Source organism: Rathayibacter sp. Leaf248, assembly GCF_920939495.1.
GTDB lineage: Bacteria > Actinomycetota > Actinomycetes > Actinomycetales > Microbacteriaceae > Rathayibacter > Rathayibacter caricis.
In genome coordinates this window covers 790,910-817,473 of sequence record NZ_CAKLAV010000002.1, presented here as the reverse complement: position 1 = coordinate 817,473, position 26,564 = coordinate 790,910, and the positions used below count along the sequence as shown (strand labels likewise).

Sequence of the window (26,564 nt, the reverse complement as noted above, 5' to 3'; positions counted from 1 at the left end):
CGCGGGTATTAAGGCTCTCACGGATCCGCCAAGGATCGCGCCACGGAACGCGTCGACCCCGGCGGATCGGGTGAGACGACTCTCAGGCCCCGCGCGCTCAGCCCAGGGGCTTGAACGACAGGGAGTCGAGCCCGGCCGCTTCCCGGGGCACGAGGGCGAAGCGGGTGAAGCCCGCGGCCGTCGCGCGGTCGAGCAGCGGAGTGAGGTTCTTGCTGCGGCGCTCCAGCCGGACCCGGGAGCCCTGGGCGATCAGCGCCTGCTTCAGCGCGAGCAGCGCCTCCGGTGCGGCGTCGCGCTCGTGGACGAGCACCACCGCGTCGGGGCGCTCGGCGACGGGCACGTCGATCAGCTCGACGATGCGCTCGAAGCCGATCGAGAAGCCGCATGCGGGGACGTCCTGGCCCAGGAACCGGCCGATCATGCCGTCGTAGCGGCCGCCTCCGCCGACCGAGGAGCCGGAGGACGGGTGCGCGATCTCGAAGATCGTGCCGGTGTAGTAGCCCATGCCCCGCACGAGCGTGGGGTCGAAGCGGAGGGAGACGCCGTCCGGCAGGGAGCGCAGCGCGCGGGCCAGGGTCTCGAGGGCCAGCACCGCCTCGGGGTCCACGCCCTCGGGCAGGATCGCGAGGATCGCGGACTCCTCCATCGGCACTCCCCCTGCGGCGACGGCGTCCTCGATGCGCGCGAGGTAGCCGCCGAGCACGGCCGCGGCGTCGGGACCGTCGGCGTCGAGCTCGGCGACGACGCCCGCGGCGCCGATCTTGTCGAGCTTGTCGATCGAGATGAGGGCCTGCGGGAAGCGCTCGGGAGCGAATCCGCAGTGCTCGAGGATGCCCAGGAGGAGCCGGCGGTCGTTGATGCGGATGGTGCAGTCGCGCAGGCCCAGCGTGTCGAGTGCCGAGGCGGTCGCCGTGATCAGCTCGACCTCGGCCAGCTGGCCGGGCTCTCCGATGATGTCGATGTCGCACTGCACGAACTGGCGGTAGCGGCCCTTCTGCGGGCGCTCGGCGCGCCAGACCGGAGCGATCTGCACCGAGCGGAACACGGTGGGGAGCTCGGCGCGGTGCGTCGCGTAGAAGCGGGCGAGCGGAACCGTGAGGTCGAAGCGGAGCCCCAAGTCGGCGAGCGCCGACGGGTCGTCGGAGTCGGCGGCCGCCGCGAGGTCCTCGTGCGAGAGGCCGCGGCGCAGCACGCTGAAGGCGAGCTTCTCGTTGTCGCCGCCGAGCCCCGAGTGCAGGCGCTCGAAGTCCTCGACGACCGGCGTCTCGATCTCGTCGAAGCCGTGCGACGCGTAGACGCGGCGGATGACCGAGAGCGCGTGCTCGCGCTTCGCCTTGTCGGCCGGGAGGAAGTCGCGCATGCCGCGGGGCGGGGTGATCGAGGAGGCCATGGGGACGATTCTCCCAGACCACCGGACGCGCGCCCGGCGCCGCCGAGCCGTCCGACACGGGCGTCGGCTAGGCTCGCCGCGCCCGGACGGTCGAGGGGACCTCCGGGCGGCGACGGACGGGGACCGGATGCACGCGGACCAGCACGACTTCGACCAGGACGGGTTCGCCCGCTACGACGACGTGCCCGACGCGGTGCGCCGCGGTTTCCGCGCCGGATCCGGGATCGGCGGCATCGTCGCCGAGGGCGTCTCGCGCTCCTTCGGGTCCGTGCACGCCGTGCGGAACGCGACCTTCGAAGCGCGCCCCGGCGAGGTGACCGCGCTGGTCGGCCCCAACGGAGCGGGCAAGACCACGCTCATGCTCCTGCTCGCCACGCTCCTCCGGCCCGACGCGGGGCGACTGCTCGTGGCCGGGCACGACCCGGTCGCCGAACCGGCCGCCGTGCGCGCGTCGCTCGGCTGGATGCCCGACGTGCTCGGCTCCTGGGCGGCTCTGACCTCGCGGGCGACGCTGCGCACCACCGGCATGCTCTACGGACTGCCCCGCGCCGACGCCGAGGCGCGCGCCGACGAGCTGCTCGGCCTGGTCGATCTGGTCGAGCTCGCCGACCGGCCCACGCGCGTGCTGTCTCGCGGGCAGAAGCAGCGCCTGAGCCTCGCGCGGGCGCTCGTGCACGACCCCGCCGTCCTCGTGCTCGACGAGCCGGCGTCGGGCCTGGAGCCCGGCGCGCGGATCGCTCTGCGCGACCTCGTCCTGCGGCTCGCGGACGAGGGACGGACGGTGCTCGTCTCCAGCCACGTGCTCGCCGAGCTCGACGAGATGGCCGATGCGGCCGTGTTCCTCGACTCCGGCACCACGGCGTCGCAGGAGGCGGTCTCGCACGCGGCCGGATCGCTCCGCACCTGGCGCATCGAGGCGGTGTCGATCGGGGGGCGCGAGCTCGCCGGTCTCGTCGCGCGGGTGACGGGCGCCACCGCCCGGGAGGATCGCGACGCGGTGCTCGTGCCCGTCGCCGACGACGCGGCCGCGGCGGCCCTCCTCGCCGCGCTCGTCGGCGCGGGGGTCGCGGTCAGCCGCTTCGCCCCGGCCGTCGGGGAGCTCGAGCACACCTTCGCCGACCTGCGGCGATCCAGCACCGAGGAGTCGACACGATGACCACGACGACCGCTCCCGAGCCCCTCCGCGCGCTCCCGTTCCTCCGGGGCGCGGGCCTCGTCGTCCGGCTCGAGCTCGCCCAGCGCGTCCGCGGTGTCTCGTCCTTCGTGCTGCTCGGACTGTTCTTCCTTCTGGTCGGAGCCGTCACCGGTCTCCTCGTCGTCGCGAGCGGCGTCCTGTCGGGCAGCGGCGCCCAGGTCGGCGGCTGGATCTACTCCGTCCTCGTCTACTTCGTGCTGCTGCTGGGCAGCCTGGTCACGCCCGCGCTGTCCGGCGCCGCGATCAACGGCGAGCGCGATGCGGGAACGCTGGCGACGATGCAGGTGACGCTCCTGACCACTCCGCAGCTCGTGCTCGGCAAGCTCGCCTCGGCCTGGCTGGTCGCCCTCGCGTTCCTCGTCAGCACGCTGCCGTTCCTGCTCGTGGCGGTGCTGGTGGGGGGCGTCTCGGCGGTCTCGGCGCTCGTCTCGGTGCTCGTGCTGGCCGTGCAGCTCGGGGTGGTGGCGGCGATCGGAGTGGGGCTCAGCGGGATCCTCGATCGGCCGCTGATGTCGGTGGTCACCACCTACCTCGTGGTCGCGGCGCTGAGCGTCGGATCGCTGATCGCGTTCGGCCTCCTCACGACGGTGACGACGTCCGAGACCCGCACCGTCTTCGTCGACGGCGAGGGGAACCCCGATCCCTCGTGCGGCTCGGCGTACGACAGCGTCATTCCGCGCTACGACCACTACTGGGGGCTGCTGGCGCTCAATCCGTTCGTCGTCCTCGCCGACGCGGTGCCTCCGCAGCTCGATGCCTACGGGCAGCCCTCCGACCTGTTCGGGAGCATCGCGCTCGGGGTCCGCCAGGCGCAGATCCCGCCGGAGCTGGAGGTCGAGATCGACTGCACCGGGGCGTCGGAGCAGGGGTACCGCGGGCCCGCGGAGACGTTCGCCGAGACGGTGCCGTCGTGGTTCGTCGGCCTCGCTCTGCAACTGGTGCTCGCGGTCGGACTGGTGCTCGGAGCGATCCGGCGGACGGCCACGCCGGCGGCGCGGCTGCCGAAGGGGCGCCGCGTCGCCTGACCGCGGCTAGTCGGCGGCGCGCTCGCGCTCGACGGCCCGGATCTCGTCCTGCAGGTCGCGGGTCGCGGTGCGGAGGGCCCGCTCGGCGTCCAGGCCCTGCGCCCGAGCGGAGGCGACGATCGCGAGCAGCAGGGGGCCTAAGTCGTCCTCGGACTCGATCGGCAGCGGCCCCTCCCCCGCGTCGACGATGCCGAGGGTCGTCGCCTTGCCGATCACCTTGTCGGCGAGGGCGAGCGCGGGCATGCCCTGCGGAACGCCGTCGAGGACACTGGTGCGGTGCGGCTTCTCGGTCCGCTTCAGCTCGTCCCAGACCGCGATCACGTCGTCGGCGGTCTCGGCGGTCGCGTCGCCGAAGACGTGCGGGTGGCGGCCGATCATCTTGGCGTTCATGTGCGCCGCGACGTCCTCGATCGTGAAGGGCTCGGCTCCGTCGGCGGCGAGATCGGCGTGGAAGAACACCTGGTAGAGCACGTCGCCCAGCTCCTCGATGAGGTCGTCCCGGTCGCCCGCCTCGATGGCGTCGACGAGTTCGTGCGACTCCTCGATCAGGTAGCGCACGAGCGACTCGTGGGTCTGCTCGGCGTCCCACGGGCAGCCGCCCGGAGCGCGGAGGACGTGGACGGTGCGGATGAGCTCGTCGAGCCGGGGATGCGCGGTCACCCGGCCATCCTCGCATCCGCGGCCGACGGCGCTCCTCAGGCTCGGGCGAGGCGGCGCCGCGCAGTGAGCAGGCAGGCGAGCACCACGGGCGGCACGGCGGCGACGAGACCCGGGGCGGCCGCGACTCCGACGGCCGCGGCGCCCGTCACGAGCACACCGGCCAGGTTCCAGAGCAGCACGACGGCACCGGCGCCGTCGCCGATCGGGAGCGGGACCGGGCCGAGCAGGGTCGGGGGCAGCGGGCCTCGTGTCGCGTCCATCGCGCGCGCCGCGACCGCGACGACGGCCACGGCCGCGGCGGGTGCCCACGGGCCGGAGGAGAGGACGGCGGCGAGCACGACCAGGCCGACTGCCAGCACGAGCGGCAGGATCCCGTGCAGGAGGAGCAGGTCGAGCGGGGCGGGGGCGAGGAGCGCGGGCTGTCCGGCGGTCGCGGCGGCGTGCCGGAAGCCGTCGCTCCAGACACCTGCTCCGCAGTACGCGAGGACGCCGGCGAGCACCGCGGGCAGGGCGAGCTGAGACGGGGGCGCCACGGCGGCCGCGGCGAGCGCGACTCCGGAGGCGGCGAGGGCCGCGGCCCCCGCGAGAGAGCGGCCCGGCGTGCGCAGCGCGCCCACGGCATCGCGGACCGGCACGGCGAGGACGAACGGTGCGATCCGCACGGCGGAGAGCCCGCGGAGGCGGCGCGGGCGGGCCCGGTAGCCCCCGAGCGCGTCGGCGACCTCGCCGATCGCACCGCGGTCGCGCGTCGCACGCCACTGCCGGGACTGAGCGAGCACGAGCGGCCCGCGCACGGCGTCGAGCAGACGCGGCACCATGGCCAACGCGAGGGAGGCGGACAGGGCGAGGGCGATCGCGGCGGAGAGGTCCGACCCGGTGAGCGCGGCCGAGACGACGACTCCCGGCCCGACGGGCAGCAGCACAGCGAGGGCCGTCGCCACGGCCAGCCCGGCGGACCAGCGCGGCGGGAGGCACTCGCCGGCGAGCCACGCGACCGCGAGGACCGCCGCGCCCGCGGCTCCCGCAACGGCGGCGAGCGGCAGGGACGACTCCGTCGCGACCGCGATCAGGACGGCGCCACCGGTGCCGGCGAGCACGACGGACGCGCTCGACAGCGCGACGGGGCGGCGGAGGACGAGGCGCCGGGGCAGGTCGGTGTCGAGGAGCACGGCGGTGGGGTGCGGCTCGTCGACCGCCGGGCCGCGGACCCGGCCTAAGAGGACCGCGGCGGGCAGGAGCAGCCCGGCGACGACTCCGACGACCACCGGCAGCTCGAGGCCCGCGAGCGCCGGAGCCGGATCGCCGGCGAGCAGCGCGAGGGCGCGCAGCACGGGCAGCACGACGACCAGCACGGTGAGGGCGGCGAGGTAGCCGGAGTAGGCGTGGTCTCGATGATCGGACCGGGAGCGATGCAGGGCGCGGACCGCGCGGATCCGTTTCATCGGCGACCCAGCCGGAGTTCGCGCGTGGCGAGGCCGTCGGTCACCAGTAGGCTGTGCGTGGCGATGAGCACCGCGCGATCGCGTGCCGCCTCGCGCAGCACCTCGACCGCGAGCGGCACGCGGTCGACGTCGAGACGCTGCTCCGGCTCGTCGAGAAGGAGCACCTCGCTCGGTCGGGCGAGCACGAGCGCGAGGGAGACGAGCTGGCTCTGGCCCGAGGAGAGCTCGTGCGGGAAGCGGCGGGCGAGGGCCAGGAGTCCGAGGGAGTCGAGGCCCTGGACGGCACCCTCGCGGGCTGCGTCGAGCGTCGCACCCCACGACAGCGCGACCATCGCGAGGTGCTCCTCGAGGGTGAGATCGCGCTCGAACGGCGGGGTGCCGACGAGAGCGGCGACGCGGCGGCGGTGCTCGCGGGAGCGCTCGTCGACCGGAGCGCCCGCGACCTCGGCGGTGCCGGCGGTGGGAGCGGTGAGCCCGGCGATCACGCGGAGCAGGGTCGTCTTCCCGCTGCCGTTGGGGCCCGTGACGGCGACGACCTCGCCCGGCTCGACCCCCAGCGAGAGCGGCGCGAGCAGCTCGGCCTCGGCCGTCCGCACGGCGACTTCTCGGAGCCGGACGAGCGGAGCGTCGGAGGGCGCGGGCGCGGGTCGGCGGCGGCGGGCGAGCAGCGGCATGCCCCCATCCTGTCGGCGGACTGCGCACGCCGCATCCGTCGGCCAGCGGAGTCCAGACCCGCCGGTCATCGGGACGTAACACGATGCGGCTAGGGTCACCGCGGGGCGCATCCGGCGACCCGGAACAGGATCACCGTGCCCGACACCACTCCCCTCGATCGAGGAGCGCCGCCGAGCGCCGAGCTGCACATCCACATCGAGGGCACCATCGAGCCCGAGCACATCGTCGAGATGGCGCGCCGCAACGGGGTCGCGCTGCCGACGGAGGACATCGACGCCCTCCGCGCCCGGTACGCGTTCACGGACCTCGGCTCGTTCCTCGACCTGCACTACTCGAACCTCACCGTGCTGAAGACCGAGCGCGACTTCTTCGAGCTGGCCACCGGCTACCTCGACCGCGCGAAGCTCGCGAACGTGCGGCGCGCCGAGATCTTCTTCGACCCGCAGACGCACCTGGGCAACGGAGTGGCGCTCGAGACGGTCATGGCCGGACTCACGCGCGCGCTCGGGGCGAGCCTGGAGACGCACGGGATCTCGACCGACCTCATCATGTGCTTCCTGCGCGATCTGGGCGCCGAGGCGGCCGACGAGATGCTGACGGCGATCCTCCCCTACCGCGAGCACATCATCGGAGTCGGGCTCGACTCGAACGAGGTCGGCTTCGGACCGGAGCTGTTCGTCGACGTCTACGCGCGGGCCGCGGCCGAGGGGCTGCACCTCGTCGCCCACGCCGGTGAGGAGGGCGGGCCCGAGACCGTGGCCGCGACCCTCGAGCTCCTGAAGGTCGAGCGGATCGACCACGGGATCCGCGCGATGGAGGACCCCGCCGTCGTGACGATGCTGCGGGTGCAGAAGGTGCCGGTCACCGTGTGCCCGCTGTCGAACGTGGCGCTGCGCGCGGTGGACACGATGAAGGACCACCCGCTGCCCGAGATGCTGCGCCAGGGACTCGTCGCGACGGTGTCGAGCGACGACCCGCCCTACTTCGGCGGCTACGTCGACGCGAACTACCGCGCGCTGGTCGAGGAACTCGGCATGGACGACGAGCAGCTCGAGCAGCTCGCACTGAACTCGTTCGACGCCGCGTTCATCTCGGCCGAGGACCGCGACCGCTGGAAGGCGGAGGTCCGGGCGCACTTCGGGCACTGACGACCGCCGCGAGAGGCCACTCCGGTACGCGTCGCGTGCTGAAGTGGCCTCTCACGGAGAGTCGTCGGGCTAGGAGTGGTCGTCGAGGTCGGGCTCGGCGCGGCCGAGGTCGGCGACCTCCTCCTCGGGGCGCGGGGCGATCGTCTCGTCGTCCTCGAGCTCGGGGATGCTCGGCTCGTCGGGCGCGGGGACGCGCGGCGGAACGGAGTGGTCGGCGGGTGCGGTCATCGTGGATCCTTCGTTCGGGGTCGGTCAGCTCGCGACCGCGGCCGGCTCGGGGAAGAGCGCCTCGAGCAGGTTCGCGACCCAGTCGATGAGCGCGCGGTCGTTGAGCGGGACGCCATCGATGACGGGCATCGGCACGACCACGGCGTTCGCCTGCTGCAGGTACTTGGCGCTCGGGTACATCCGGCGCAGCCGGACCTGGATCGAGTCGGCGAGATGCGCCGGGGCGACCCGGACGTTCGAACCCATCGCGACGACGTCGCTGAGCCCGGCCTTCTGGGCGCGCATCCGCAGGCGTGACACGAGGATCAGGTTCTCGACCGCCTCGGGCAGCTCGCCGTAGCGGTCGGTGAGCTCCTCGACGACCAGCTCGACGCTGCCCTCCTTCGCGGTGGGCGAGGACGCGGCCGAGAGCTTCTGGTACGCCTCGAGGCGCAGCCGCTCGCTGTCGACGTACTCCTCCGGGATCCGCGCGTCGACGGGCAGCTCGAGCCGCAGCTCGGTCTGGCCCTCGGCGACGTCGCCGCGGAAGGTGTCGACGGCCTCGCCGATCATCCGCAGGTAGAGGTCGAAGCCGACGCCCTGGATGTGGCCGGACTGCTCGCCGCCGAGCAGGTTGCCCGCTCCGCGGATCTCGAGGTCTTTCAGCGCGATCTGCATGCCGCCGCCGAGATCGGTGTTGGCGGCGAGGGTCTGCAGACGGTCGTGCGCCGTCTCGCTGAGCGGCTTCGTCTCGTCGTAGAGCAGGTAGGCGTAGGCGCGCTCGCGCCCGCGGCCCACGCGTCCGCGCAGCTGGTGGAGCTGCGAGAGCCCGTACTTGTCGGCTCGGTCGACGATGAGGGTGTTGGCGTTGGGGATGTCGAGGCCGGTCTCGACGATGGTCGTCGAGACGAGGACGTCGAACTTGCGCTCCCAGAAGTCGACGATGATGCGCTCGAGCTGCGCCTCGCTCAGCTTGCCGTGCGCGACCGCGATGCGCGCCTCCGGAACCAGCTCGGCGAGCTGGGAGGCCACTCGGTTGATCGTCGAGACGCGGTTGTGCACGAAGAACACCTGGCCCTCGCGGAGCAGCTCGCGGCGGATCGCGGCGCCGACCTGCTTCTCGGAGTAGGGGCCGACGAAGGTGAGGATCGGGTGCCGCTCCTCGGGCGGGGTCGCCAGCGTCGACATCTCGCGGATGCCCGTGACGGCCATCTCGAGGGTGCGCGGGATGGGGGTCGCGCTCATCGAGAGGATGTCGACGTTCTTCTTCAGCGCCTTCAGCTTCTCCTTGTGCTCGACGCCGAAGCGCTGCTCCTCGTCGATCACGAGGAGGCCGAGGTCTTTGAAGACGATGTTGTCCGAGAGGAGGCGGTGGGTCGCGATGACCATGTCGACGGTGCCGTCGGCCAGTCCGTCGATCGTCTCCTTCGACTCCTTCGCGCTCTGGAAGCGGCTCAGGGCGCGCAGGTGCACCGGGAAGCCGGCGAAGCGCTCCTGGAAGGTCTCGAGGTGCTGGCGCACGAGCAGCGTCGTCGGCACGAGCATCGCGACCTGCTTGCCGTCCTGGATCGCCTTGAACGCGGCGCGCACGGCGACCTCGGTCTTGCCGAAGCCCACGTCGCCCGAGAGCAGGCGGTCCATCGGGATCGGCCGCTCCATGTCGGCCTTCACCTCGTCGATCACGGTCAGCTGGTCGGGCGTCTCGGCGAAGGGGAACGCCTCTTCGAGCTCACGCTGCCACGGGGTGTCCGGCGGGAACGCGTGGCCGGGCGATGCCATGCGGGCGGAGTAGAGCTTCACGAGCTCGACGGCGATGTCGCGGACGGCGCGGCGCGCCTTGCTCTTGGCCTGGGCCCAGTCGCTGCCGCCCATCTTGCTCAGCGCCGGCGCCTCTCCGCCGACGTAGCGCGAGAGCAGGTCGAGCTGATCGGTGGGCACCAGGAGTTTGTCGCCGGGGAAGCCGCGCTTGCTGGGCGCGTACTCGAGCACGAGGTACTCGCGCTTGGTCTTCACCGCGTTGCGTCCGCCGCTCGAGACCTCGCGCTGCGAGAGCTCGACGAAGCGCCCGATGCCGTGCGTGGCGTGCACGACGTGGTCGCCGGGGGTGAGCTGCAGCGGATCGACGACGTTCTTGCGGCGCGACGCGAGCTTCTTGACCGCGCGGGAGTCGTAGCCGACGGTGCGTCCGTAGAACTCGGTGTCGGTGAGCAGCGCGAGCCTCGCCTCCGGGACCTCGAAGCCGTGGTCGACGGAGGCCTGGAGCACGTAGGCGAGACCGGCCTCGACCTCGCCGGGCAGATCGGCGACGATGCGTGCCGCGACCTCGTGCTCGGCGAGCACCTGATCGGTGCGCTCGACGGTGCCCGTGCCGGGCGCGGTCAGCACGACGGTCCAGCCGTCGGCGAGGCGCGAGCGGACGTGCGCGAGCGCTCCCTCGACGTTGGCGCCGAAGCCGGGCACGGGCTCGCCCTCGACGCGGACGGCGAGGATCTCGTCGATGCCCAGGTCCTCCGGGAGAACCTCGGCCTCGCCCGCGGCGGGGCCCTGGCGGAAGGTGCTCATGGTCCACCACGGGTGGTCGGGAGCGGCGGCGCCGGGGGCGCTGAACTTCACCGAGTCGCGCAGGGCGCCCAGCGGGATGAACTCGCCCGAGGCGAGGTCGATCGGCGCCTCGGCTCCGGCGGTCGCGGCGCTCCAGGCGGCCTGGAGGAACTCGCGGTTCGTCTCGGCGAGGCTGATGGCGCGGGTGGCGACGCGCTCGGGGGCCAGCACGGCCACCGCCGCGCCCTCAGGGAGGTAGTGCGAGATCGGCACGAGGCGCTCGAGCAGCGCCGGCGCGAGCGACTCCATGCCCTCCACGGGGATGCCCTCGGCGATCTTCGCGAGCATGGCCGAGAGGCTCGGGAACTCGTGCAGCATCTCGCGCGCACGCTGGCGGACCGCCGGGACGAGCAGCAGCTCGCGGCTGGGCGGCAGCACGACGGAGTCGGACTCGCCGGGCAGCGAGCGCTGGTCGGCCACCGAGAAGGCGCGGATCGAGTCGACCTCGTCGCCGAAGAAGTCGATGCGGCTCGGGTGCTCGGCCACGGCGGGGAAGACGTCGAGGATGCCGCCGCGGACGGCGAACTCGCCGCGCCGCGTGACCATGTCGACGCGCGCGTAGGCGAGGTCGACCAGCTCGGCCGAGATGCGGCCGAGGTTGTAGCCGCGTGTGCCCTTCACCAGGCGGATCGGCGCGATGTCGGCGAGGTTGTCGGCGACCGGCTGCAGGGCGGCCCGGACGGAGGCGACGACGACCAGCGGCTTCTCGGCCGTCCAGGTCTTCATGCGCCGCAGCGCGTCGAGGCGGCGGCCGACGATCTCGGCGCTCGGGCTCAGCCGTTCGTGCGGCAGCGTCTCCCACGCGGGGAACTCGACGACGTCGGCGTCGGGCATCACGCAGCTGAGCGAGGCGCGGACGTTCTCGGAGTCGCGACCCGTCGCGGTCACGACGAGTGCGGCCTGCGGCCGGCCCGCCTCCGCTCGGCGCTCGAGCAGCCCCGCGAGCAGCGGAACCCGCAGGCCGTCGGTGACGGAGAAGTCGGCGTCGCGCACCGCGTACGCCAGTGCGTCGTCGAACGTGGAGGCGCGCGAAAGCGCCGAGATGATCTCGTTGAGTGGCACTGTCCGAGTTTACTGCGGACCCCCGACACGGAGCTGGTGACGGGGATCTCGATACGCCCGCGATGCGGGCTACTCGATCAGCAGGGGAGGAAAGGGCTAGGCGCTCGTGTGGAACTTCAGCTGGGCGGCGGCGAGGCCGGAGTCGGCGATCAGCTCGACGGCGTCGGCGGCGTCCTGCAGAAGGATCGGCAGGGTCTCGCGCTCGGGGCCGGCGAAGTCCTTGAGGACGAAGTCGGCGGCGGGCTGGCGACCGGGCGGGCGGCCGATGCCCATGCGCACGCGGAGGAAGTCGGCTCCGTCGGTCGCGGCGAGGATGTCGCGGATGCCGTTGTGGCCGCCGTGGCCACCGCCCTGCTTCAAGCGCAGGGTGTCGAACGGGATGTCGAGCTCGTCGTGCACGACGATCAGACGCTCGGGAGCCAGGGAGTAGAAGTCGAGCAGCTGCGAGGTCGGGCCGCCCGAGAGGTTCATGAAGCTGTTCGGCTTGCCGAGCACGAGCTTGGGGCCGCCGGGGCGGAGGAACCCCTCGGCCACCGTCGCGTTCGCGCGCGTGTGCCGACGGAACGAGCCGCCGATCCGCGACGCGAGCTCGTCGAGCACCATCTGGCCCACGTTGTGCCGGTTGCGCGCGTACTGCGCGCCCGGGTTGCCGAGCCCGACGACGAGCCAGGTGTCGCCCATGGTGGTCCTTCTCTCGTGCCGGATGCGGACGTGCCGGATGCGGACGTGCCGGATGCGGAACGGGCCCGCTCGCGATCGCGGCGGGCCCGTCCGGTGGTGCAGGTGGGGAGACTACTCGGCGGTCTCGGCGACGACGTCGCCCGAGGCCGGGGTCTCGTCCTCGTCGCCCAGGTCCTGCTCGACCTCGGCGGTGACGTTGACGACCAGCACGTCGGCCTCGGTGACGAGGGTCGCGCCGTCGGGCAGCACGACGTCGCCGGCGGCGATCTGGGTGCCGGCCTCGAGGCCCTCGACCGAGATGACGATGCTCTGCGGGATCTTGGTCGCGTCGACCTCGAGCGAGAGCGTGTTGGCGTCGATCGACACGAGGGTGCCGGGAGCAGCCTCGCCCTCGACGTGCACGGGGATGTCGACCGAGACCTTCTCGCCGAGCTGGATGACCACGAGGTCGATGTGCTCGATGATCTGGCGCACCGGGTCGCGCTGGATGTCCTTGACCAGGGTGGTCTGGGGGGTGCCGTCGATGTCGAGCTCGAGGATCGCGTTCGCCTTGCGGGTCAGCAGCAGGACCTGGTGGCCCGGCAGCGTGACGTGCTGGGGCTCGGTGCCGTGGCCGTAGAGGACCGCGGGGATCTTGTCCTGGGCGCGGATCTTGCGCGCCGCTCCCTTGCCGAACGAGGTGCGGAGCTCCGCGACGACCTTGTTGGTGAGTTCAGCCATGATGTTCTCCTTGGGCGGCGCGCACGCCACCGGATCGGGGTCGTGGCCGGGGCCACGGACGGGGTTTCGACTCGAACGCATGTCAGCGTGAGGAAAAGTCCGCGGCGCCCCTCTCGGGGCCTCGCCTGCTTCCACCGCGTCGATCACGGATGCGTGGTGCATCCCTCGCCGAAGTTCAGCTGCCCACCCTACCGGCCGATCCCCTCCTCCGCCACCCGCGATGCCCTGCCGGGAGGCGGTCAGGAGCACTCGTTAGCGTGCGGACCATGACTGACGACGACTTCGGCTCCTACGTGGAGAAGAACGGGTTCCACCGCGACACGAACTACATCCCCACGCGGATCACCGCGGACGGGAGCGACGGCTTCCCCGTCGAGGCCGGCCGCTACCGGCTCGTGGTCTCGCGGGCCTGCCCGTGGGCGAACCGCGCCGTGATCGTCCGGCGCCTGCTCGGACTCGAGGACGCCCTGTCGATGGGCATCTGCGGCCCGACCCACGACAAGCGCAGCTGGACGTTCGACCTCGATCCCGGCGGCGTCGATCCGGTCCTCGGCATCCCGCGCCTGCAGGACGCGTTCCTGAAGCGCTTCCCCGACTACCCGCGCGGCATCACGGTGCCCGCGATCGTCGACGTCCCCTCCGGCGAGGTGGTCACCAACGACTACCCGCGGATGACGCTCGACTTCTCGACCGAGTGGACCGCGTTCCACCGCGACGGGGCCCCCGAGCTCTACCCCGACCACCTCCGCGACGAGATCGACGAGGTCGCCGAGCTGGTCTTCCACGACGTGAACAACGGCGTCTACAAGTGCGGGTTCGCCGGTTCGCAGAAGTCGTACGAGCGTGCCTACGACGCGCTCTGGGCCCGTCTCGACTGGCTCGAGGAGCGCCTCAGCACGCAGCGCTACCTCGTCGGCGACACGATCACCGAGGCGGATGTGCGCCTGTTCACGACGCTCGCCCGCTTCGACGCCGTCTACTACAGCCACTTCAAGGCGAACCGGAACCTGCTCTCGGCGATGCCCGCGCTCTGGGGCTACGCGCGCGACCTGTTCGCGACTCCGGGATTCGGCGACACCATCGACTTCACGCACATCAAGTCGCACTACTACGAGGTGCAGCGCGACATCAATCCGACCGGAGTGGTCCCCAAGGGCCCGGACCTGTCGGGCTGGCGGGTCCCGTCGCACCGCGAGGAGCTGGGCGGGCGGCCCTTCGGCGACGGCACTCCTCCGCCTCCCCCGATCCCCACGGAGCGGGTGCCGGCCGACCACACCGTGTGAGCTCCTCCGCACGGCCGTGAATCGCCGCCGCGACCGATGTGCACGCTCGGGACCGGGCCGCCGCCGGGCCGCTTCGGTAGCCTGGGCGCGTCCCTGAACGCGTACGTCGAGGAGAACCGTGTCTGACAAGCCCACCGCCACAGCCAACATCGGAGTCGTCGGTCTGGCGGTGATGGGCTCGAACCTGGCCCGCAACCTCGCCAGCCGCGAGGGCAACACCGTCGCCGTCTTCAACCGCTCCTACGGGCGCACCGAGACGCTGATCACCGAGCACCCCGAGGCCGGCTTCGTCGCCTCGGAGACCATCGAGGACTTCGCCGCCTCGCTCGCGACGCCGCGCACGGCGATCATCATGGTCCAGGCCGGCCGCGGCACCGACGCCGTCATCGACCAGCTGACGAGGGTCTTCGAGCCCGGCGACATCATCGTCGACGGAGGCAACGCGCTCTTCACCGACACGATCCGCCGCGAGAAGGCGGTCCGCGAGACCGGCATCCACTTCGTCGGCACCGGCATCTCGGGCGGCGAGGAGGGCGCGCTCAAGGGCCCCTCGATCATGCCCGGCGGCTCGGTCGAGTCGTACAAGACCCTCGGCCCGATCCTCTCCTCGATCGCCGCGGTCGCCGAGGGCGAGCCCTGCGTCACGCACATCGGCACCGACGGCGCCGGCCACTTCGTCAAGATGATCCACAACGGCATCGAGTACGCCGACATGCAGCTCATCGCCGAGGCCTACGACCTCCTCCGCACCGTCGGCGGCCACGAGCCCGCCGCCATCGCCGAGGTCTTCGACGCGTGGAACAAGGGCGACCTCGAGTCGTACCTGATCGAGATCACCGCCGAGGTGCTGCGCCAGGTCGACGCCGAGACCGGCTCGCCGTTCATCGACGTCGTCCTCGACCAGGCCGGCTCCAAGGGCACCGGCGTCTGGACCGTGCAGAACGCGCTCGACCTGGGCGTGCCCGTCGGCGGCATCGCCGAGGCCGTCTTCGCGCGCGCCGTCTCGTCGAAGCCGGAGCAGCGCGCCGCGGTGCAGAACCGCGTCACCTCGCGTCCGACCCCCGTCGCCCTCTACGACGGCTTCGAGGACGACGTCCGCGCCGCCCTCTACGCCTCCAAGGTCGTCGCCTACTCGCAGGGCTTCGACGCGATCATCGCCGGAGCCGAGAAGTACGGCTGGGAGATCGACAAGGGCGCCGTCGCGAAGATCTGGCGCGCGGGCTGCATCATCCGCGCGCAGTTCCTCAACCGCATCGTCGACGCGTACGCCGAGAACGCGGGCATCTCGACCCTCCTCGAGGACCCGTACTTCGCCGAGGCCGTCGCGAACGGCGAGGCCGCCTGGCGCCGCATCGTCTCGACCGCCGCGCTCTCGGGCGTGCCGATCCCCGGCTTCGGAGCCGCGCTGTCCTACTACGACTCGCTCGCCTCGAAGCGCCTCCCCGCCGCCCTCGTGCAGGGGCAGCGCGACTTCTTCGGTGCGCACACCTACCAGCGCGTCGACAAGGAGGGCACCTTCCACACACTGTGGTCGGGCGACCGCTCCGAGGTCGAGCAGGACCCGTCGACGCACTGACCGCCTGACACGCCGGAGCGCCCCCGCACCTCGATCCTCGGATCGGGTGCGGGGGCGCTCTCGCGTTCAGCGGCTCAGCGCAGCCAGACCGCGGTCTCGGGAGGCAGCACTCCGTCGCCCAGCGGACCGCTCGCGAGCAGCACCTCGCCGGCAGGCAGCGCGACCGGGGTCGCGCCCAGGTTCGTCGCCGAGCGCCAGCCGTTCGGGCGCGCGAAGTGCAGCACGTCGGGCTCGGAGTCGAGCCACTCGAGCTGCTCTCCGGACTGCAGCTCGTGCCGCAGGGCCAGCGCGCGGCGGTAGAGCGCGAGCGTCGACTCCTCGTCGCGCTCCTCGGCCTCGACGGAGGAATCCGCGAACCAGCCCGGCTGCGGCAAGTGCGCGGGTCCCGGTCCGAAGCCGAAGGAGTCGCCGGCGACCGTCCAGGGCAGGGGCACCCGGCAGCCGTCGCGGCCCACGTCCGTGCCGCCGCTGCGGAAGAAGGTCGGGTCCTGGCGCTGCGCATCCGGGATCGCCGGCACCTCGTGCAGGCCCAGCTCCTCGCCCTGGTAGAGGTAGGCGGAGCCGGGCAGAGCGAGCAGGAGGAGCGTCGCGGCGCGCGCTCGGCGCAGGCCCCGCTCGGCGTCCAGCTCGGGCTCCACTCCCCCGCTGAGCAGCCACTGCTTCGCCGGCGCGACCGGAGCCTCGCCGCGGGCCGGCAGTCCGTAGCGCGTCGGGTGGCGGACGACGTCGTGGTTCGACAGCACCCATGTCGTCGAGGAGCCCGACTCGGCGGCGAGCTCGAGGTTGAACGAGATCAGGCGGCGGAACTCCTCCGCGTCGAAGTCGGCCTCGAGCAGGTCGAAGTTGAACGCCTGGCCCAGGCCCTCGGGGCTCGCGTACCGGGCGCGGCGGGAGGCGTCGACCCAGGCCTCGGCCACGGCGGTGCGCGGCGGGTCGTAGGAGTCGAACAGGGCGCGCCACTCGGCGTAGACCTCGTGCACCTCGTCGCGGTCCCAGAACGGGTGCGATCCGTCGATCCGTTGGGCCTCGATCTCGGCGGCCGCGGGCAGCGGCTCGCTGAGGTCCTTCACGAGCGAGTGGGCCACGTCGATCCGGAAGCCGTCGACACCGCGGTCGGACCAGAAGCGGAGGGTGTCGAGGAAGTCGTCGCGGATCTCGCGGTTCGCCCAGTTCCAGTCGGGCTGCTCCTTGGCGAAGAGGTGCAGGTACCACTGGCCGTCGCCGACCGGCTCCCACGCGGGGCCGCCGAACACCGACTCCCAGTCGCTGGGCGGGAGGGAGCCGTCGGTGCCGCGGCCGTCGCGGAAGACGTAGCGCTCGCGCTCGAGCGAGCCCTTCGGTGCCGCGAGCGCCTCCTGGAACCAGGGGTGCAGATCGGAGGAGTGGTTCGGCACGATGTCGACGATCACGCGGATGCCTGCGTCGTGCAGCAGCCGCGTCGTCTCGTCGAACTCGGCGAGCGTCCCGATCCGCGGGTCCACGTCGCGGTAGTCGGCCACGTCGTACCCGCCGTCGGCCAGCGCCGACGGGTAGAACGGGCTCAGCCACACGGCGTCGATCCCGAGCTCGCGGAGGTAGGGGATGCGCGCGATGATCCCTCGCAGGTCGCCGATCCCGTCCCCGTCCGCGTCCGCGAAGCTCCGCGGGTAGATCTGGTACACCGCCGCCTGGCGCCACCACAGCGCGTCCTCCGCGGTGCCGCTCCTGGTGAGCAGGGTCTCGGTCATGCCGTTCCTTCCGTTCGTTGTGTCGTGTCGGTTGCGCCCGCCTTCTGGCGGACGTGGAGCTCGATACGCCCGCTCCGCGGGCTACTCGATCAGCAGAGGGGGCCCCTCCCCTGAGCGGCTGCTCGTGCGCAGCACGGCCCCTCCTACCCCGGCTCGTGCGCAGCACGGCCCCTCCCCCGTCTGCTCGTGCGCAGCACGGCCGGATGCGCCTCCAGCAGAGGTCGCGGGTCTCGGGGTGGTGAGCTGCAAGGCGGAGGAGGGAAGGCGTAGCGGAGCTACGACGACCGACGACAACGCCGCAGATCGCCGCGCCGAGGCCCGCGAGACTTACTTGATCGCCCCCTGAGTCACGCCGGACATGACCCAGCGTTGGGTGAAGAGGTAGACGAGGATCGCCGGCGCCATCGCCATCAGGTAGGAGGCGAAGGCGACGTTGTAGTCGTTGCTGAACTGGGTCTGGAAGATGCTCTGGAGCACCGGCAGGGTCTGCAGTGACGGGTCGGAGGTGATGAGCGAGGGCATCATGAAGTCGTTCCAGGAGGCGAGGAAGGCGAAGATGCCGACGGTCGCGCTCATGGGGGCGAGCAGCGGGAACACCAGTCGCCAGAAGACCTGGTTGGTGGTCGCTCCGTCGAGCCGCGCGCTCTCCTCGAGCTCCTCGGGGAGCGAGCGGAGGAACGCGGTGAACAGCATCACGCTGAAGGAGAGCTGGAACATCACGTGCAGGATCGCGACGCCGATCGGGTTGTCGAGGCCGACGAGTCCGGTGAGCGAGACCTGCGAGAGGGCGAGCACGGGGAACGGCAGGAACATCGCGGCGAGCAGGTAGAAGAACGAGTAGCGGTAGAACTTCTTCTCCCAGTTGCGCGAGATGGCGTAGGCCGCGAGGGCGCTGAGCACGATGGTCCCGGCGACGGTGATCGCGGTGACGAGCAGCGAGATCGCGAAGCCGCGGGGGAAGTCGGTGAGGTTCCAGGCCTGCACGAAGCCGTCGATCGAGATCGGAGCCGGGATCGAGAAGGCGTTGCCGTCCACCGCCTGCGCGGTCGTCTTGAACGCCATGGTCACCGTGACCCAGAGCGGAGCGATGACGGTCAGTGCGCAGACCGCGAGCACGAGGGTCAGCAGCAGGTTCGAGCGGTTCCGGCGTCCGCCGCGGCGGGCGTCGGCGTTCGCCGCGGGGCGGGTGCCGGGCAGCGCCGGCGAGAGGGGAACCTGGCTGGTCATCAGAAGGCCGCCTTTCCGCGCGAGACGCGCAGTTGCACGAGCGCGATCACGAGCGCGATGAGGAAGAAGATCGTGGCGTTGGCCATCTGGTAGGCGTAGTCGCCGCTGGTGAAGCCCGAGAAGATCGTCATCGCGACGCTGCGGGTCGAGGTGCCCGGTCCGCCGTTGGTGAGGCCGACGATGATGTCGTACGAGTTGAGGAAGTTCTTGAAGCCGATGACGAGGTTGATCACCACGTAGCCCGCGACCAGCGGCAGCGTGATCGAGCGCAGCTGCCCCCAGCTGGACGCGCCGTCCAGCGAGGCTGCCTCGTAGACGTCGCCCGGGATCGAGAGCACCCCGGCGATGTAGATCAGCAGGGCGGAGGGGACCGCCTGCCAGGCGGTGACGATCACGATCGCGAGCCACGCCAGATCCGGGTTCGCGAGCATGCTGCTCGCCAGCGGAGTCGCTCCGATCGACGCGGCGAAGCCGGGCAGCGAGTTCGAGAAGAGGAAGTTGAAGACGAACGCGATGATGATGCCCGAGACGACCATCGGCAGCACGAAGACGGCCCGCAGGGCGACCTTGCCCCGGATCTGCGTCGTGAGGGCGATGGCGAGCAGGAACGCGATCACGTTCACCAGCAGCACCGTGACCAGCGCGAGCCCGACGGTGAAACCGTAGGACGCGAGGATCGCCGGGTCCGAGAACAGGGCGACGTAGTTGGTGAGCCCGATGAAGCTCCACTCGCCGAAGCCGATGGAGTCGGTGAAGCTGAAGAAGATGCCCATCACCGCCGGCAGGGTGATCGCGAGCGTGAAGAGGATCAGCGCCGGGAGGAGGAACAGCGGGAACGTGAGGTCACGGCGCCGCTTCGGCGTGGTGCGCGCGACGGGGCGGGCGGCGGCGGGGCGCCGCTCCTCCGTCCGCGCGGGGAGGGTGGTGGCCATGGTGTCTCGTCTCTGAGAGTGGTCGGCGGGGAGAGTGGTCGGCGGGAGGGGGGGTCAGGAGCGGAACGCGATGCGCGCCCAGTCGGCGTCGATCGTGCGCAGCGTGCGGGCCGGATCGGAGCCGAGGACCATGCCCTGCAGGTAGTTCTGCAGCGGGATGTTCTGCGGCACGAGCTGCGAGGCGCCGAGGCTGAAGGCGGCCCGGTCGTAGAAGTCCTGGAGCTCGACGAGCGTGGCCTGGGTGACCGCGGGCGCGTCGGTCGTCACTCCGAACGCGTTGTTGTCGGCGTTGTAGGCGTCGATGATCTCGGGCTGCATCAGGAACGCGAGGAACTCGCGCGCGGCCTCCTTCTTGGTGGACGCCTCGGGGATCCAGAGCGCGAGGTCGACGTTGACCCGTACCCGGCGCTCCGCGGGGTCGTCCGTCATCGGGAGCGGGAACGCGCCGATCGAGAGGTCGGGGGCGGTCTTCGCGATCTCGCTCAGCGCCCACGGCCCCTGGAAGTACATCGCGGCCTCGCCGTTCGAGAACGCGAGGTTGCCGTCGCCGTACGCCCGGCTGGCCGCATCCGGGTTCGAGTACGCGGCGATCTGCAGCATCTGGTCGACCGGAGCGGCGAAGTCCTTCTCGAAGGAGACCGGCGACCCGGGGCCCACATCCGGGCCCTGCTCCTTCAGCTGCGAGAAGAACGACTCGAGGTCGACGGTGCCGCCGACGGAGTAGTCGAACAGCCCCTGCGAGACCGTCCACGGGTCCTTGTAGGTGCTGTAGAGCGGAGTGATGCCCGCGGCCTTCAGCGCCTCGCAGACCGCGACGAACTCGGTCCAGGTGGTCGGCACCTCGAGCCCCTGCTGGGCGAAGATCTCGCGGTTGTAGAGCACCGCCGACATCATCAGCGAGTAGGGCAGGACGCTGGTGCGGTCGGGGTAGGACGCGGTCTGCTCGATCAGCGGCTGCAGCGCGGGATTGATGCGCTGCGCCTCCGGCAGGTCGGACAGGTCGCTGAACGCGCCCCGCTCGACGAAGCGCGCGACCTCGAAGTTGTAGTTCAGGCAGCCGAGGTCCGGCGGGTTGGACCGCACGAAGCCGGCCGAGAGGTTGGAGGAGAAGTCGTGCACGACGCGGACGCGGGACTGCGCCGCGTGGAACTTCTCGATCACCTCGTCGAAGTAGCCGATGACCTCGGGCTTGGACTGGTGGAACACGATCTCGACGGGGCGGCCGGAGCCGGAGGGCGAGGCGCAGGCGGCGAGGCCGAGCGCGGCGGCGCCCGCTCCCGCCGCGGCGAGGAGGGATCGGCGGCTCAGGCCGCCGAGGGGTGGGGTGGTGAGGGGCACGTCGTCGTCTCCCGTATGTGTGGAAAAGTTGCTTCATCGACTAAATCTAGGTAGAAAATCTAGTACGCGATGTACTGTTGCAGCCGATCCGCTCCGGGTCAAGAGGGGAGGCGGAACCGATGTCCGAGAACACGTTCTCGTTCCAGCGACGCCGCAACGCCCTCGAGATCCTGCAGGGCGCGTGGAGCGGGGAGCCGCTGACCGCCTCCGATCTGATCGAGCGCACCGGCCTCACCCGCTCGACCGTCATCGCCGTCTGCGACGACCTCATCGAGCTCGGCTGGATCGAGGAGCTCGCGAATCAGCGCGCGGCGGGCGACTACGTGAAGGGCCGCCCCGCGCGCCGCTACGCGCTGCGGCGGACGGCCGGTGTGATCGTCGGAGTCGACGCCGGGCAGCACAGCGTCGGAGTCGACGTCGCCGACCTCCTGGGCGACACGATCGCGCACCACGTCGAGCCGGTCGACCACGAGCCGGTCGAGGAGCTGCCGCGCGAGCGCCGCCTCGCGGACATCGAGCGGATCCTGGACCGCACACTGCGCCGGGCCGGAGTCCCGGACGACGAGGTCCTCGCCGTCACCTTCGGGGTCCCGGCGCCCGTCGACGCCGACGGCCGCTCCCCCGTCGGCGACAACGGCTTCTGGAGCGCGATGAACCCCGGCCTCGGCGACCGCTTCGCCGCGCGCGGCTGGTCGGCCGTCGTCGACAACGACGCCAATCTCGCCGCCCTCGCCGAGGGCTGGCGCGGCGCCGCCGTCGGCTGCTCGGACTACGTCGCGCTGCTCTCGGGCGAGCGCCTGGGCGGCGGTGTGGTCCTGGGCGGCACGCTGCTCCGGGGCGCGCGCGGACTCACCGGCGAGATGCGCTACCTGGACCTCGTCGAGGGAGTCGGATCCGCCGAGGGCGTCGCCGCACTCGCCCGATCGTGGGCGCAGGAGTCCCTCGCCGCTCCGGGTCGCGCCCCGTCGCTCCTGGACTCCGTCGAGCACCCGGGCGCCGAGCAGGTGCTGGCCGCCGCCGCGGCGGGCGATCCGCTCGCCCGGGAGGTCGTCGACCGCCTGGCCGCCCGGCTGACGGCCGTCGCGGCCACCCTCGCGAACCTCCTCGACGTCTCGCTCCTCGTCGTCGGCGGCGCGCTCGCCGCCTCGGCCGGACCGCTGCTCGCCGACGTGTCGGAGCGGGTCGCCGCCCTCGTGCACGCGCCGGCACCGCGGATCGTGCCCTCGACCCTCGGCGACCGCGCGGTCGCGCTCGGAGCGGTCCGAGCGGGTCTGGACCGCGTCCGGGCGGATCCGCTCGCCCTGCGCCTGAGCGGCGGCGCCTCCGCGACGGCGGCGACCGGAGGCTGAGGGCCCGGCTCAGCGCCGGAACGCCCGCACGATCAGCAGGAGCCCGAGCAGCACCGCCACCGCGGCCGCGGTCGCCGCGGGCAGGGCGAGCAGCAGGACCAGCGCACCCACCGCTGAGACCAGCGCCGGCAGGCGCAACGCCGCCGCTCCCCACTCCACGCGGCGGACGATCAGCGCGACCAGCTGGGCGGCGACCGCGAAGGCGAGCAGCGCGTCCGCGTCGAGCACGACGACCGCGACCACGGAGACGAGGCACACGACGAGCTGAGCGACGACCGGGACCCCGGTCCGCCGCGAAGGCTGCGCGAGCACGGCCAGGATCTCGCCTGCGTCGGCGAGGCGGACGAGGGCTCCCGCATCGCGTCGCTGGAGCACGACGAGCGCGAGCAGCCCCGCGAGCACGGCGGCGACCGCGACGGGCACCTCGGCAGCGGTGCCGAGTGCGGCGGCGCGGAGCGGAGTGGCGGTGCCGGCGAGCACGGCCGGTCCGACCAGCAGCAGCAGTCCCGCCCCGAGCGCACCGGCCACGAGGGCGACGACGCCCGTCGAGACGAGCGCGGGCCGGAGCCGCACGAGGGCACCCGACGTCGGCGGAGCGAACAGGAGCAGCGCGAGCGCCGCGGCGGACGCGGTGCCCTCCACTCCGCCCGGACGCACGTCCGACTCCGGGAGCGCCGGCGGCACCACGGCGACGATCACGGCGGCGGCCACCAGCAGGAGGAGCACCAGGGCGCCGAGTCCGCACGCGAGACCCGCGCGCACGACTCCGCCCCGCAGGACGAACACCGTGACCGCGACGAGCATCAGCACCGCGACGGGCCGCGCGGACGCTCCGAGCACCGAGTCCGCGGCGGTCAGCGCGAGCGCGGAGGCGCCGAGCGCCCGGCCGGCGAGCGCCAGCCACTCCGCCGTCGGACCGTCGTGCTGCTCTCGGCCGGAGTCGGCGAGCGCACTGATCGCGGTCAGCACCGCGGCGACGCCGATCCCGAGCAGCAGCCACCAGCCGGCCTCGAGCGCGGCGGGCGAGTAGACGAGGAAGAGACCGGCGAGCGCGATCGCCCCGGTCGGCTCCGCGGGGCGCGCCCGAGCGCGATCAGCGCTCACTCGCCCGGGCACGCGCGGAACTCAGGCCCGGTCGATCAGGCGTCGCCGTCGAACATCGAGGTGACGGAGCCGTCGTCGAACACCTCGTGGATCGCGCGCGCCAGCAGCGGCGCGATCGGCAGGATCGTCAGACGGTCCCACTTCTTCTCCTCCGGGAGCGGCAGGGTGTCGGTGACCACGACCGAGTCGATGAACTCGGAGCTGAGGAGCTCGCGCGCCGGATCCGAGAAGACCGCGTGGGTCGCGGCGACGACGACGCCGATCGCTCCGGCGTTCTTCAGCGCCTCGGCGGCCTTCGCGATCGTGCGCCCGGTGTCGATGAGGTCGTCGACGAGCAGGCAGACGCGCCCCTTCACCTCTCCGACGATCTCGTGGACCGAGACCTGGTTGGCGACCTTCGGGTCGCGGCGCTTGTGGATGATCGCCAGCGGCACCCCGAGCTTGTCGCTCCAGATGTCCGCGACGCGCACGCGGCCCATGTCGGGCGAGACGACCGTGAGGGTCGACGGGTCGAGCTTCTCGCGGAAGTGCTCGAGCAGCACCGGCATCGCGAAGAGGTGGTCGACGGGTCCGTCGAAGAAGCCCTGGATCTGCGCGGCGTGCAGGTCGACCGACATGATGCGGTCCGCGCCGGCGGCCTTGAAGAGGTCGGCGACCAGGCGGGCCGAGATCGGCTCGCGGCCGCGGCCCTTCTTGTCCTGGCGGGCGTAGGGGTAAAAGGGAGCGACGACGGTGATCCGCTTGGCCGAGGCGCGCTTGAGCGCGTCGACCATGATCAGCTGCTCCATGAGCCACTCGTTGATCGGCGAGGTGTGCGACTGCAGCACGAACACGTCGCCGCCGCGCACGGACTCGCCGTAGCGCACGTAGAGCTCGCCGTTCGCGAAGGTGCGCCCCTCGGTGGTGACCAGCTCGGTCCCGAGCTCGGAGGCGACGGCCTCCGCCAGTGCCGGATGCGCCCTCCCCGAGACCAGGACCAGGCTCTTCTTGTTGCTGGCGGTGATGCCCGTCACTGTTCTCCGCTTCCTCCGGTCGGCCGGTCCGAGCCCTCGGGCTCGGGCACCCCGGCCGCCTCGGCGGCGGTCGCCGCCGCGGTCCCGGGACGGTGGGTCTGCACCCAACCGGCCATGTTGCGCTGCGGAGCGACGGTGATGCCGAGGGCTCCGGCGGGGATGTCCTTGCGGATGACCGTGCCGGCGCCCGTGTACGCTCCGTCCCCGATTCTAACGGGGGCGACGAAGACGTTGTGCGACCCGGCCCGCACGTGGGAGCCGACCACGGAGGACGCCTTGGTCACTCCGTCGTAGTTGGCGAAGATCGAGCCGGCGCCGATGTTCGACTCCTCGCCGATGGTCGCGTCGCCCACGTAGGACAGGTGCGGGACCTTCGATCCCGCGCCGATGGTCGCGTTCTTGGTCTCGACGTAGGTGCCGATCTTGCCCTTCGCGCCGAGCACCGTGCCCGGGCGGAGAAACGAGAAGGGGCCGACCTGCGCGCCCGCGCCGATCACGGCGAGCGTCGCGTCGGAGCGCTTGACGACCGCGTCCTCGCCGATCTCGCACGAGTCGAGCGTGGTGTCCGGGCCGATGACCGCGCCCGTCGCGATGACGGTCGGTCCCTTGATCTGCGTGCCGGGGAGGATCTCGACGTCGGGCGCGAGGACCGCGTCGACGTCGATCCAGGTCGTCGCCGGGTCCTGGATCGTGACGCCCTCGAGCTGCCAGCGGCGGACGATGCGCGCGTTGAGCTCGAGCGCCGCGTCGGCCAGCTGCACACGGTCGTTGATGCCGGCGACGAGCCAGCGGTCCTGCACCGGGACGGCCTCGATCGCGCGGCCGGCGGCCTTGAGTGCCGCGGCGGCGTCGGTGAGGTACATCTCCTTCTGCGCGTTGTCGGTGCCGATGCCGCCGATGACGGCGCGCAGGGCGCTGGCGTCGAAGGCGTAGACGCCCGCGTTGATCTCGGCGATGGCGAGCTGGTCGTCGTCGGCGTCCTTCTGCTCGACGATCGAGGCGAAGCCGCCGTCGGAGCCGCGCACGATGCGCCCGAAGCCCGTCGGGTCCTCGAGGACGCAGGAGAGCATGGTCAGCGCGTTCGCCTCGGCGAGGTGCGCGTCGACGAGGCGCCGGAGCGTCGGGGCGTCCAGGAGGGGCACGTCGGCGCTGAGCACCACGACGGTCCCTTCGAAGTCGGCGGGCAGGGCGCCGAGCCCGAGCTCGACCGCGCGGCCGGTGCCCGGCACCTCGTCCTGATCGACCACGAGGGCTGCGGGCGTGTGCTCGAGCACCGCCTGAGCGACCCGCTCGCGCTCGTGCCGGACGACCGTGACGACGTGCTGCGCCTGGAGCGAGGCGGCGGTGTCGAGGACGTGGCCGAGCAGCGGCCGTCCCGCCAGCCGGTGCAGCACCTTGGGCGTCCTGGACTTCATGCGGGTGCCCTGGCCTGCGGCCAGGATCACGACCGCGAGAGTGCTGTCTATGATCGCGTCTCCTCTTCGGCGGGCGCACCCGGGTCGGTGCGCGCTCGTCATCCCCGCTCCGCCACCAGGATTCGAACCTGGACCGGACAGCTCCAAAGGCTGCCGTGCTGCCGTTACACCATGGCGGACCGCGCTCGCGCGCGTCGTCCATCCTGCCATCCGGCCGGGACCCGCAGAGAACCCGGAGTCCGCCCCTTGGCGTCTCCTCCAGGGAACCTCACCGGCCCGCACCCGCCACAATGGAGGGGTGAGCGCGAACGACGAGGTCGACGGCATCGTCGACGCCTGGGTGAGGGAACGACCCGACCTGGACTTCACGCCGCTGCAGGTCTTCTCCCGCATGCGGCGGCTGGCCAAGCAGCTCGAGCGCGCCCGCGGCACGGCGTTCGGCCGCTCGGAGCTCGAGACGTGGGAGTTCGACGTACTGTCGGCGCTGCGCCGCGCGGGCGCCCCCTACCGCCTCTCCCCCAAGCAGCTGCTGCAGGCGACCATGGTCACCAGCGGCACCATGACCAACCGCATCGACCGCCTCGTCGAGCGCGACCTGGTCGAGCGCCTCGACGACCCCAACGACGGTCGCGGAGTCCTCGTGCAGATGACGCCGTCCGGGCTCGCTCGCGTCGACGCCGCCATCACGCGGCTCGTCGACGCCGAGCAGGAGCTGCTGGGCGCGCTGACGCACGCGCAGCAGGAGCGGCTCGCGCAGCTGCTCCGCAAGCTCTCGCTCGACTTCGGCTAGGGCC

Annotated in this window: 22 protein-coding genes and 1 tRNA gene; 7 read left to right on the top strand and 16 right to left on the bottom strand. The window is 72.1% G+C overall.

The annotated features are described in order from the left end of the window. Positions 1–97: 97 nt before the first annotated feature. Positions 98–1,390, bottom strand: a complete 1,293-nt coding sequence (hisS, locus tag LRG51_RS16815; RefSeq protein WP_230673842.1) for a histidine--tRNA ligase — start codon at positions 1,388–1,390, stop codon at positions 98–100. Positions 1,391–1,517: 127 nt separating this feature from the next. Between hisS and LRG51_RS16810 the strand changes: the two genes are divergently transcribed. Then, entirely contained in the window at positions 1,518–2,546 is a 1,029-nt protein-coding gene (locus LRG51_RS16810) for an ABC transporter ATP-binding protein (protein ID WP_230673839.1), read from the top strand. Next, positions 2,543–3,610, top strand: a complete 1,068-nt coding sequence (locus LRG51_RS16805) for an ABC transporter permease (protein WP_230673836.1) — start codon at positions 2,543–2,545, stop codon at positions 3,608–3,610. The genes LRG51_RS16810 and LRG51_RS16805 overlap by 4 nt, the downstream gene beginning before the upstream one ends. 6 nt (positions 3,611–3,616) lie before the next feature. On the opposite strand, the gene LRG51_RS16800 is transcribed toward LRG51_RS16805, so the two are convergent. From LRG51_RS16800 to LRG51_RS16790, 3 genes are read right to left on the bottom strand one after another with little or no spacing between them, the layout of a single operon-like run. Further along, the gene (locus tag LRG51_RS16800) at positions 3,617–4,270 is read right to left on the bottom strand and encodes a MazG family protein (RefSeq protein ID WP_230673833.1); all 654 of its coding nucleotides are present in this window, start codon (positions 4,268–4,270) and stop codon (positions 3,617–3,619) included. Between the two features lie 35 nt (positions 4,271–4,305). Continuing rightward, positions 4,306–5,712, bottom strand: coding sequence for a hypothetical protein (locus LRG51_RS16795; RefSeq protein ID WP_230673830.1), 1,407 nt, complete (start codon positions 5,710–5,712; stop codon positions 4,306–4,308). Next, positions 5,709–6,386 (bottom strand): ABC transporter ATP-binding protein, encoded by a 678-nt coding sequence (locus tag LRG51_RS16790; protein ID WP_230673827.1) that lies wholly within the window; start codon positions 6,384–6,386, stop codon positions 5,709–5,711. Before LRG51_RS16790 ends, LRG51_RS16795 begins: the two co-directional genes overlap by 4 nt. Before the next feature lie 135 nt (positions 6,387–6,521). Here LRG51_RS16790 and LRG51_RS16785 point away from each other — a divergent pair, with 135 nt between their 5' ends. Further along, positions 6,522–7,535 (top strand): adenosine deaminase, encoded by a 1,014-nt coding sequence (locus LRG51_RS16785; protein ID WP_107575547.1) that lies wholly within the window; start codon positions 6,522–6,524, stop codon positions 7,533–7,535. 69 nt (positions 7,536–7,604) lie between these two features. Here LRG51_RS16785 and LRG51_RS16780 read toward each other — a convergent pair whose 3' ends face one another. The 4 genes from LRG51_RS16780 to LRG51_RS16765 all read right to left on the bottom strand — a co-directional run bounded on the left by LRG51_RS16780 (position 7,605) and on the right by LRG51_RS16765 (position 12,806). Beyond that, on the bottom strand, positions 7,605–7,763 hold the full coding sequence (locus LRG51_RS16780) for a hypothetical protein (RefSeq protein ID WP_157603191.1): 159 nt from the start codon (positions 7,761–7,763) through the stop codon (positions 7,605–7,607). A gap of 24 nt (positions 7,764–7,787) precedes the next feature. Next, positions 7,788–11,405 carry a transcription-repair coupling factor gene (mfd, locus tag LRG51_RS16775; protein ID WP_230673825.1) on the bottom strand — a complete coding sequence of 1,206 codons (3,618 nt, stop codon included), beginning with the start codon at positions 11,403–11,405 and terminating at the stop codon, positions 7,788–7,790. A gap of 96 nt (positions 11,406–11,501) precedes the next feature. After that, entirely contained in the window at positions 11,502–12,086 is a 585-nt protein-coding gene (pth, locus tag LRG51_RS16770; RefSeq protein ID WP_230673822.1) for an aminoacyl-tRNA hydrolase, read from the bottom strand. Between the two features lie 111 nt (positions 12,087–12,197). Beyond that, positions 12,198–12,806: a 50S ribosomal protein L25/general stress protein Ctc gene (locus LRG51_RS16765; protein ID WP_107575548.1), complete on the bottom strand. Its 609-nt coding sequence runs from the start codon at positions 12,804–12,806 to the stop codon at positions 12,198–12,200. 266 nt (positions 12,807–13,072) lie between these two features. Between LRG51_RS16765 and LRG51_RS16760 the strand changes: the two genes are divergently transcribed. Beyond that, the gene (locus LRG51_RS16760) at positions 13,073–14,089 is read left to right on the top strand and encodes a glutathione S-transferase family protein (protein WP_230673820.1); all 1,017 of its coding nucleotides are present in this window, start codon (positions 13,073–13,075) and stop codon (positions 14,087–14,089) included. A 172-nt stretch (positions 14,090–14,261) separates the two neighbouring features. Beyond that, the gene (gndA, locus tag LRG51_RS16755; RefSeq protein ID WP_230674086.1) at positions 14,262–15,665 is read left to right on the top strand and encodes an NADP-dependent phosphogluconate dehydrogenase; all 1,404 of its coding nucleotides are present in this window, start codon (positions 14,262–14,264) and stop codon (positions 15,663–15,665) included. A gap of 74 nt (positions 15,666–15,739) precedes the next feature. Here gndA and LRG51_RS16750 read toward each other — a convergent pair whose 3' ends face one another. The 4 genes from LRG51_RS16750 to LRG51_RS16735 form a co-directional block, all read right to left on the bottom strand. Then, positions 15,740–17,392: a glycoside hydrolase family 13 protein gene (locus tag LRG51_RS16750; RefSeq protein ID WP_230673817.1), complete on the bottom strand. Its 1,653-nt coding sequence runs from the start codon at positions 17,390–17,392 to the stop codon at positions 15,740–15,742. A gap of 327 nt (positions 17,393–17,719) precedes the next feature. Beyond that, positions 17,720–18,619: a carbohydrate ABC transporter permease gene (locus tag LRG51_RS16745; protein ID WP_230673814.1), complete on the bottom strand. Its 900-nt coding sequence runs from the start codon at positions 18,617–18,619 to the stop codon at positions 17,720–17,722. Then, on the bottom strand, positions 18,619–19,551 hold the full coding sequence (locus LRG51_RS16740; protein ID WP_055793747.1) for a carbohydrate ABC transporter permease: 933 nt from the start codon (positions 19,549–19,551) through the stop codon (positions 18,619–18,621). The genes LRG51_RS16745 and LRG51_RS16740 overlap by 1 nt, the downstream gene beginning before the upstream one ends. A 54-nt stretch (positions 19,552–19,605) precedes the next feature. Then, a complete protein-coding gene (locus LRG51_RS16735; protein ID WP_230673812.1) occupies positions 19,606–20,889 on the bottom strand; it encodes an ABC transporter substrate-binding protein in 1,284 nt (427 codons plus the stop codon). Between the two features lie 119 nt (positions 20,890–21,008). Between LRG51_RS16735 and LRG51_RS16730 the strand changes: the two genes are divergently transcribed. Continuing rightward, positions 21,009–22,238: an ROK family transcriptional regulator gene (locus tag LRG51_RS16730; protein ID WP_230673811.1), complete on the top strand. Its 1,230-nt coding sequence runs from the start codon at positions 21,009–21,011 to the stop codon at positions 22,236–22,238. Positions 22,239–22,247: 9 nt separating this feature from the next. On the opposite strand, the gene LRG51_RS16725 is transcribed toward LRG51_RS16730, so the two are convergent. The 4 genes from LRG51_RS16725 to LRG51_RS16710 form a co-directional block, all read right to left on the bottom strand. After that, a complete protein-coding gene (locus tag LRG51_RS16725; protein ID WP_230673808.1) occupies positions 22,248–23,342 on the bottom strand; it encodes a hypothetical protein in 1,095 nt (364 codons plus the stop codon). 35 nt (positions 23,343–23,377) lie between these two features. After that, the gene (locus tag LRG51_RS16720) at positions 23,378–24,355 is read right to left on the bottom strand and encodes a ribose-phosphate diphosphokinase (RefSeq protein ID WP_055793762.1); all 978 of its coding nucleotides are present in this window, start codon (positions 24,353–24,355) and stop codon (positions 23,378–23,380) included. Next, a complete protein-coding gene (gene glmU / locus LRG51_RS16715) occupies positions 24,352–25,872 on the bottom strand; it encodes a bifunctional UDP-N-acetylglucosamine diphosphorylase/glucosamine-1-phosphate N-acetyltransferase GlmU (RefSeq protein WP_230673804.1) in 1,521 nt (506 codons plus the stop codon). Before glmU ends, LRG51_RS16720 begins: the two co-directional genes overlap by 4 nt. Before the next feature lie 5 nt (positions 25,873–25,877). Next, positions 25,878–25,949, bottom strand: a tRNA-Gln gene (locus tag LRG51_RS16710). A 119-nt stretch (positions 25,950–26,068) separates the two neighbouring features. On the opposite strand from LRG51_RS16710, the gene LRG51_RS16705 reads away from it, so the two are divergent. Then, the gene (locus LRG51_RS16705; RefSeq protein WP_055793772.1) at positions 26,069–26,560 is read left to right on the top strand and encodes a MarR family winged helix-turn-helix transcriptional regulator; all 492 of its coding nucleotides are present in this window, start codon (positions 26,069–26,071) and stop codon (positions 26,558–26,560) included. The last annotated feature ends 4 nt before the right edge of the window (positions 26,561–26,564 follow it).

Bases quoted from the DNA above. Each gene is read 5' to 3' on its own strand.
- LRG51_RS16810 (WP_230673839.1), top strand. From the start codon at position 1,518: ATGCACGCGGACCAGCACGACTTCGACCAGGACGGGTTCGCCCGCTAC.
- LRG51_RS16805 (WP_230673836.1), top strand. From the start codon at position 2,543: ATGACCACGACGACCGCTCCCGAGCCCCTCCGCGCGCTCCCGTTCCTC.
- LRG51_RS16750 (WP_230673817.1), bottom strand. From the start codon at position 17,392: ATGACCGAGACCCTGCTCACCAGGAGCGGCACCGCGGAGGACGCGCTG.
- LRG51_RS16740 (WP_055793747.1), bottom strand. From the start codon at position 19,551: ATGGCCACCACCCTCCCCGCGCGGACGGAGGAGCGGCGCCCCGCCGCC.
- LRG51_RS16745 (WP_230673814.1), bottom strand. From the start codon at position 18,619: ATGACCAGCCAGGTTCCCCTCTCGCCGGCGCTGCCCGGCACCCGCCCC.
- LRG51_RS16780 (WP_157603191.1), bottom strand. From the start codon at position 7,763: ATGACCGCACCCGCCGACCACTCCGTTCCGCCGCGCGTCCCCGCGCCC.
- hisS (WP_230673842.1), bottom strand. From the start codon at position 1,390: ATGGCCTCCTCGATCACCCCGCCCCGCGGCATGCGCGACTTCCTCCCG.
- gndA (WP_230674086.1), top strand. From the start codon at position 14,262: ATGGGCTCGAACCTGGCCCGCAACCTCGCCAGCCGCGAGGGCAACACC.
- pth (WP_230673822.1), bottom strand. From the start codon at position 12,086: ATGGGCGACACCTGGCTCGTCGTCGGGCTCGGCAACCCGGGCGCGCAG.
- LRG51_RS16795 (WP_230673830.1), bottom strand. From the start codon at position 5,712: ATGAAACGGATCCGCGCGGTCCGCGCCCTGCATCGCTCCCGGTCCGAT.
- LRG51_RS16730 (WP_230673811.1), top strand. From the start codon at position 21,009: ATGTCCGAGAACACGTTCTCGTTCCAGCGACGCCGCAACGCCCTCGAG.
- LRG51_RS16760 (WP_230673820.1), top strand. From the start codon at position 13,073: ATGACTGACGACGACTTCGGCTCCTACGTGGAGAAGAACGGGTTCCAC.
- LRG51_RS16790 (WP_230673827.1), bottom strand. From the start codon at position 6,386: ATGCCGCTGCTCGCCCGCCGCCGCCGACCCGCGCCCGCGCCCTCCGAC.
- LRG51_RS16765 (WP_107575548.1), bottom strand. From the start codon at position 12,806: ATGGCTGAACTCACCAACAAGGTCGTCGCGGAGCTCCGCACCTCGTTC.
- glmU (WP_230673804.1), bottom strand. From the start codon at position 25,872: ATGACGAGCGCGCACCGACCCGGGTGCGCCCGCCGAAGAGGAGACGCG.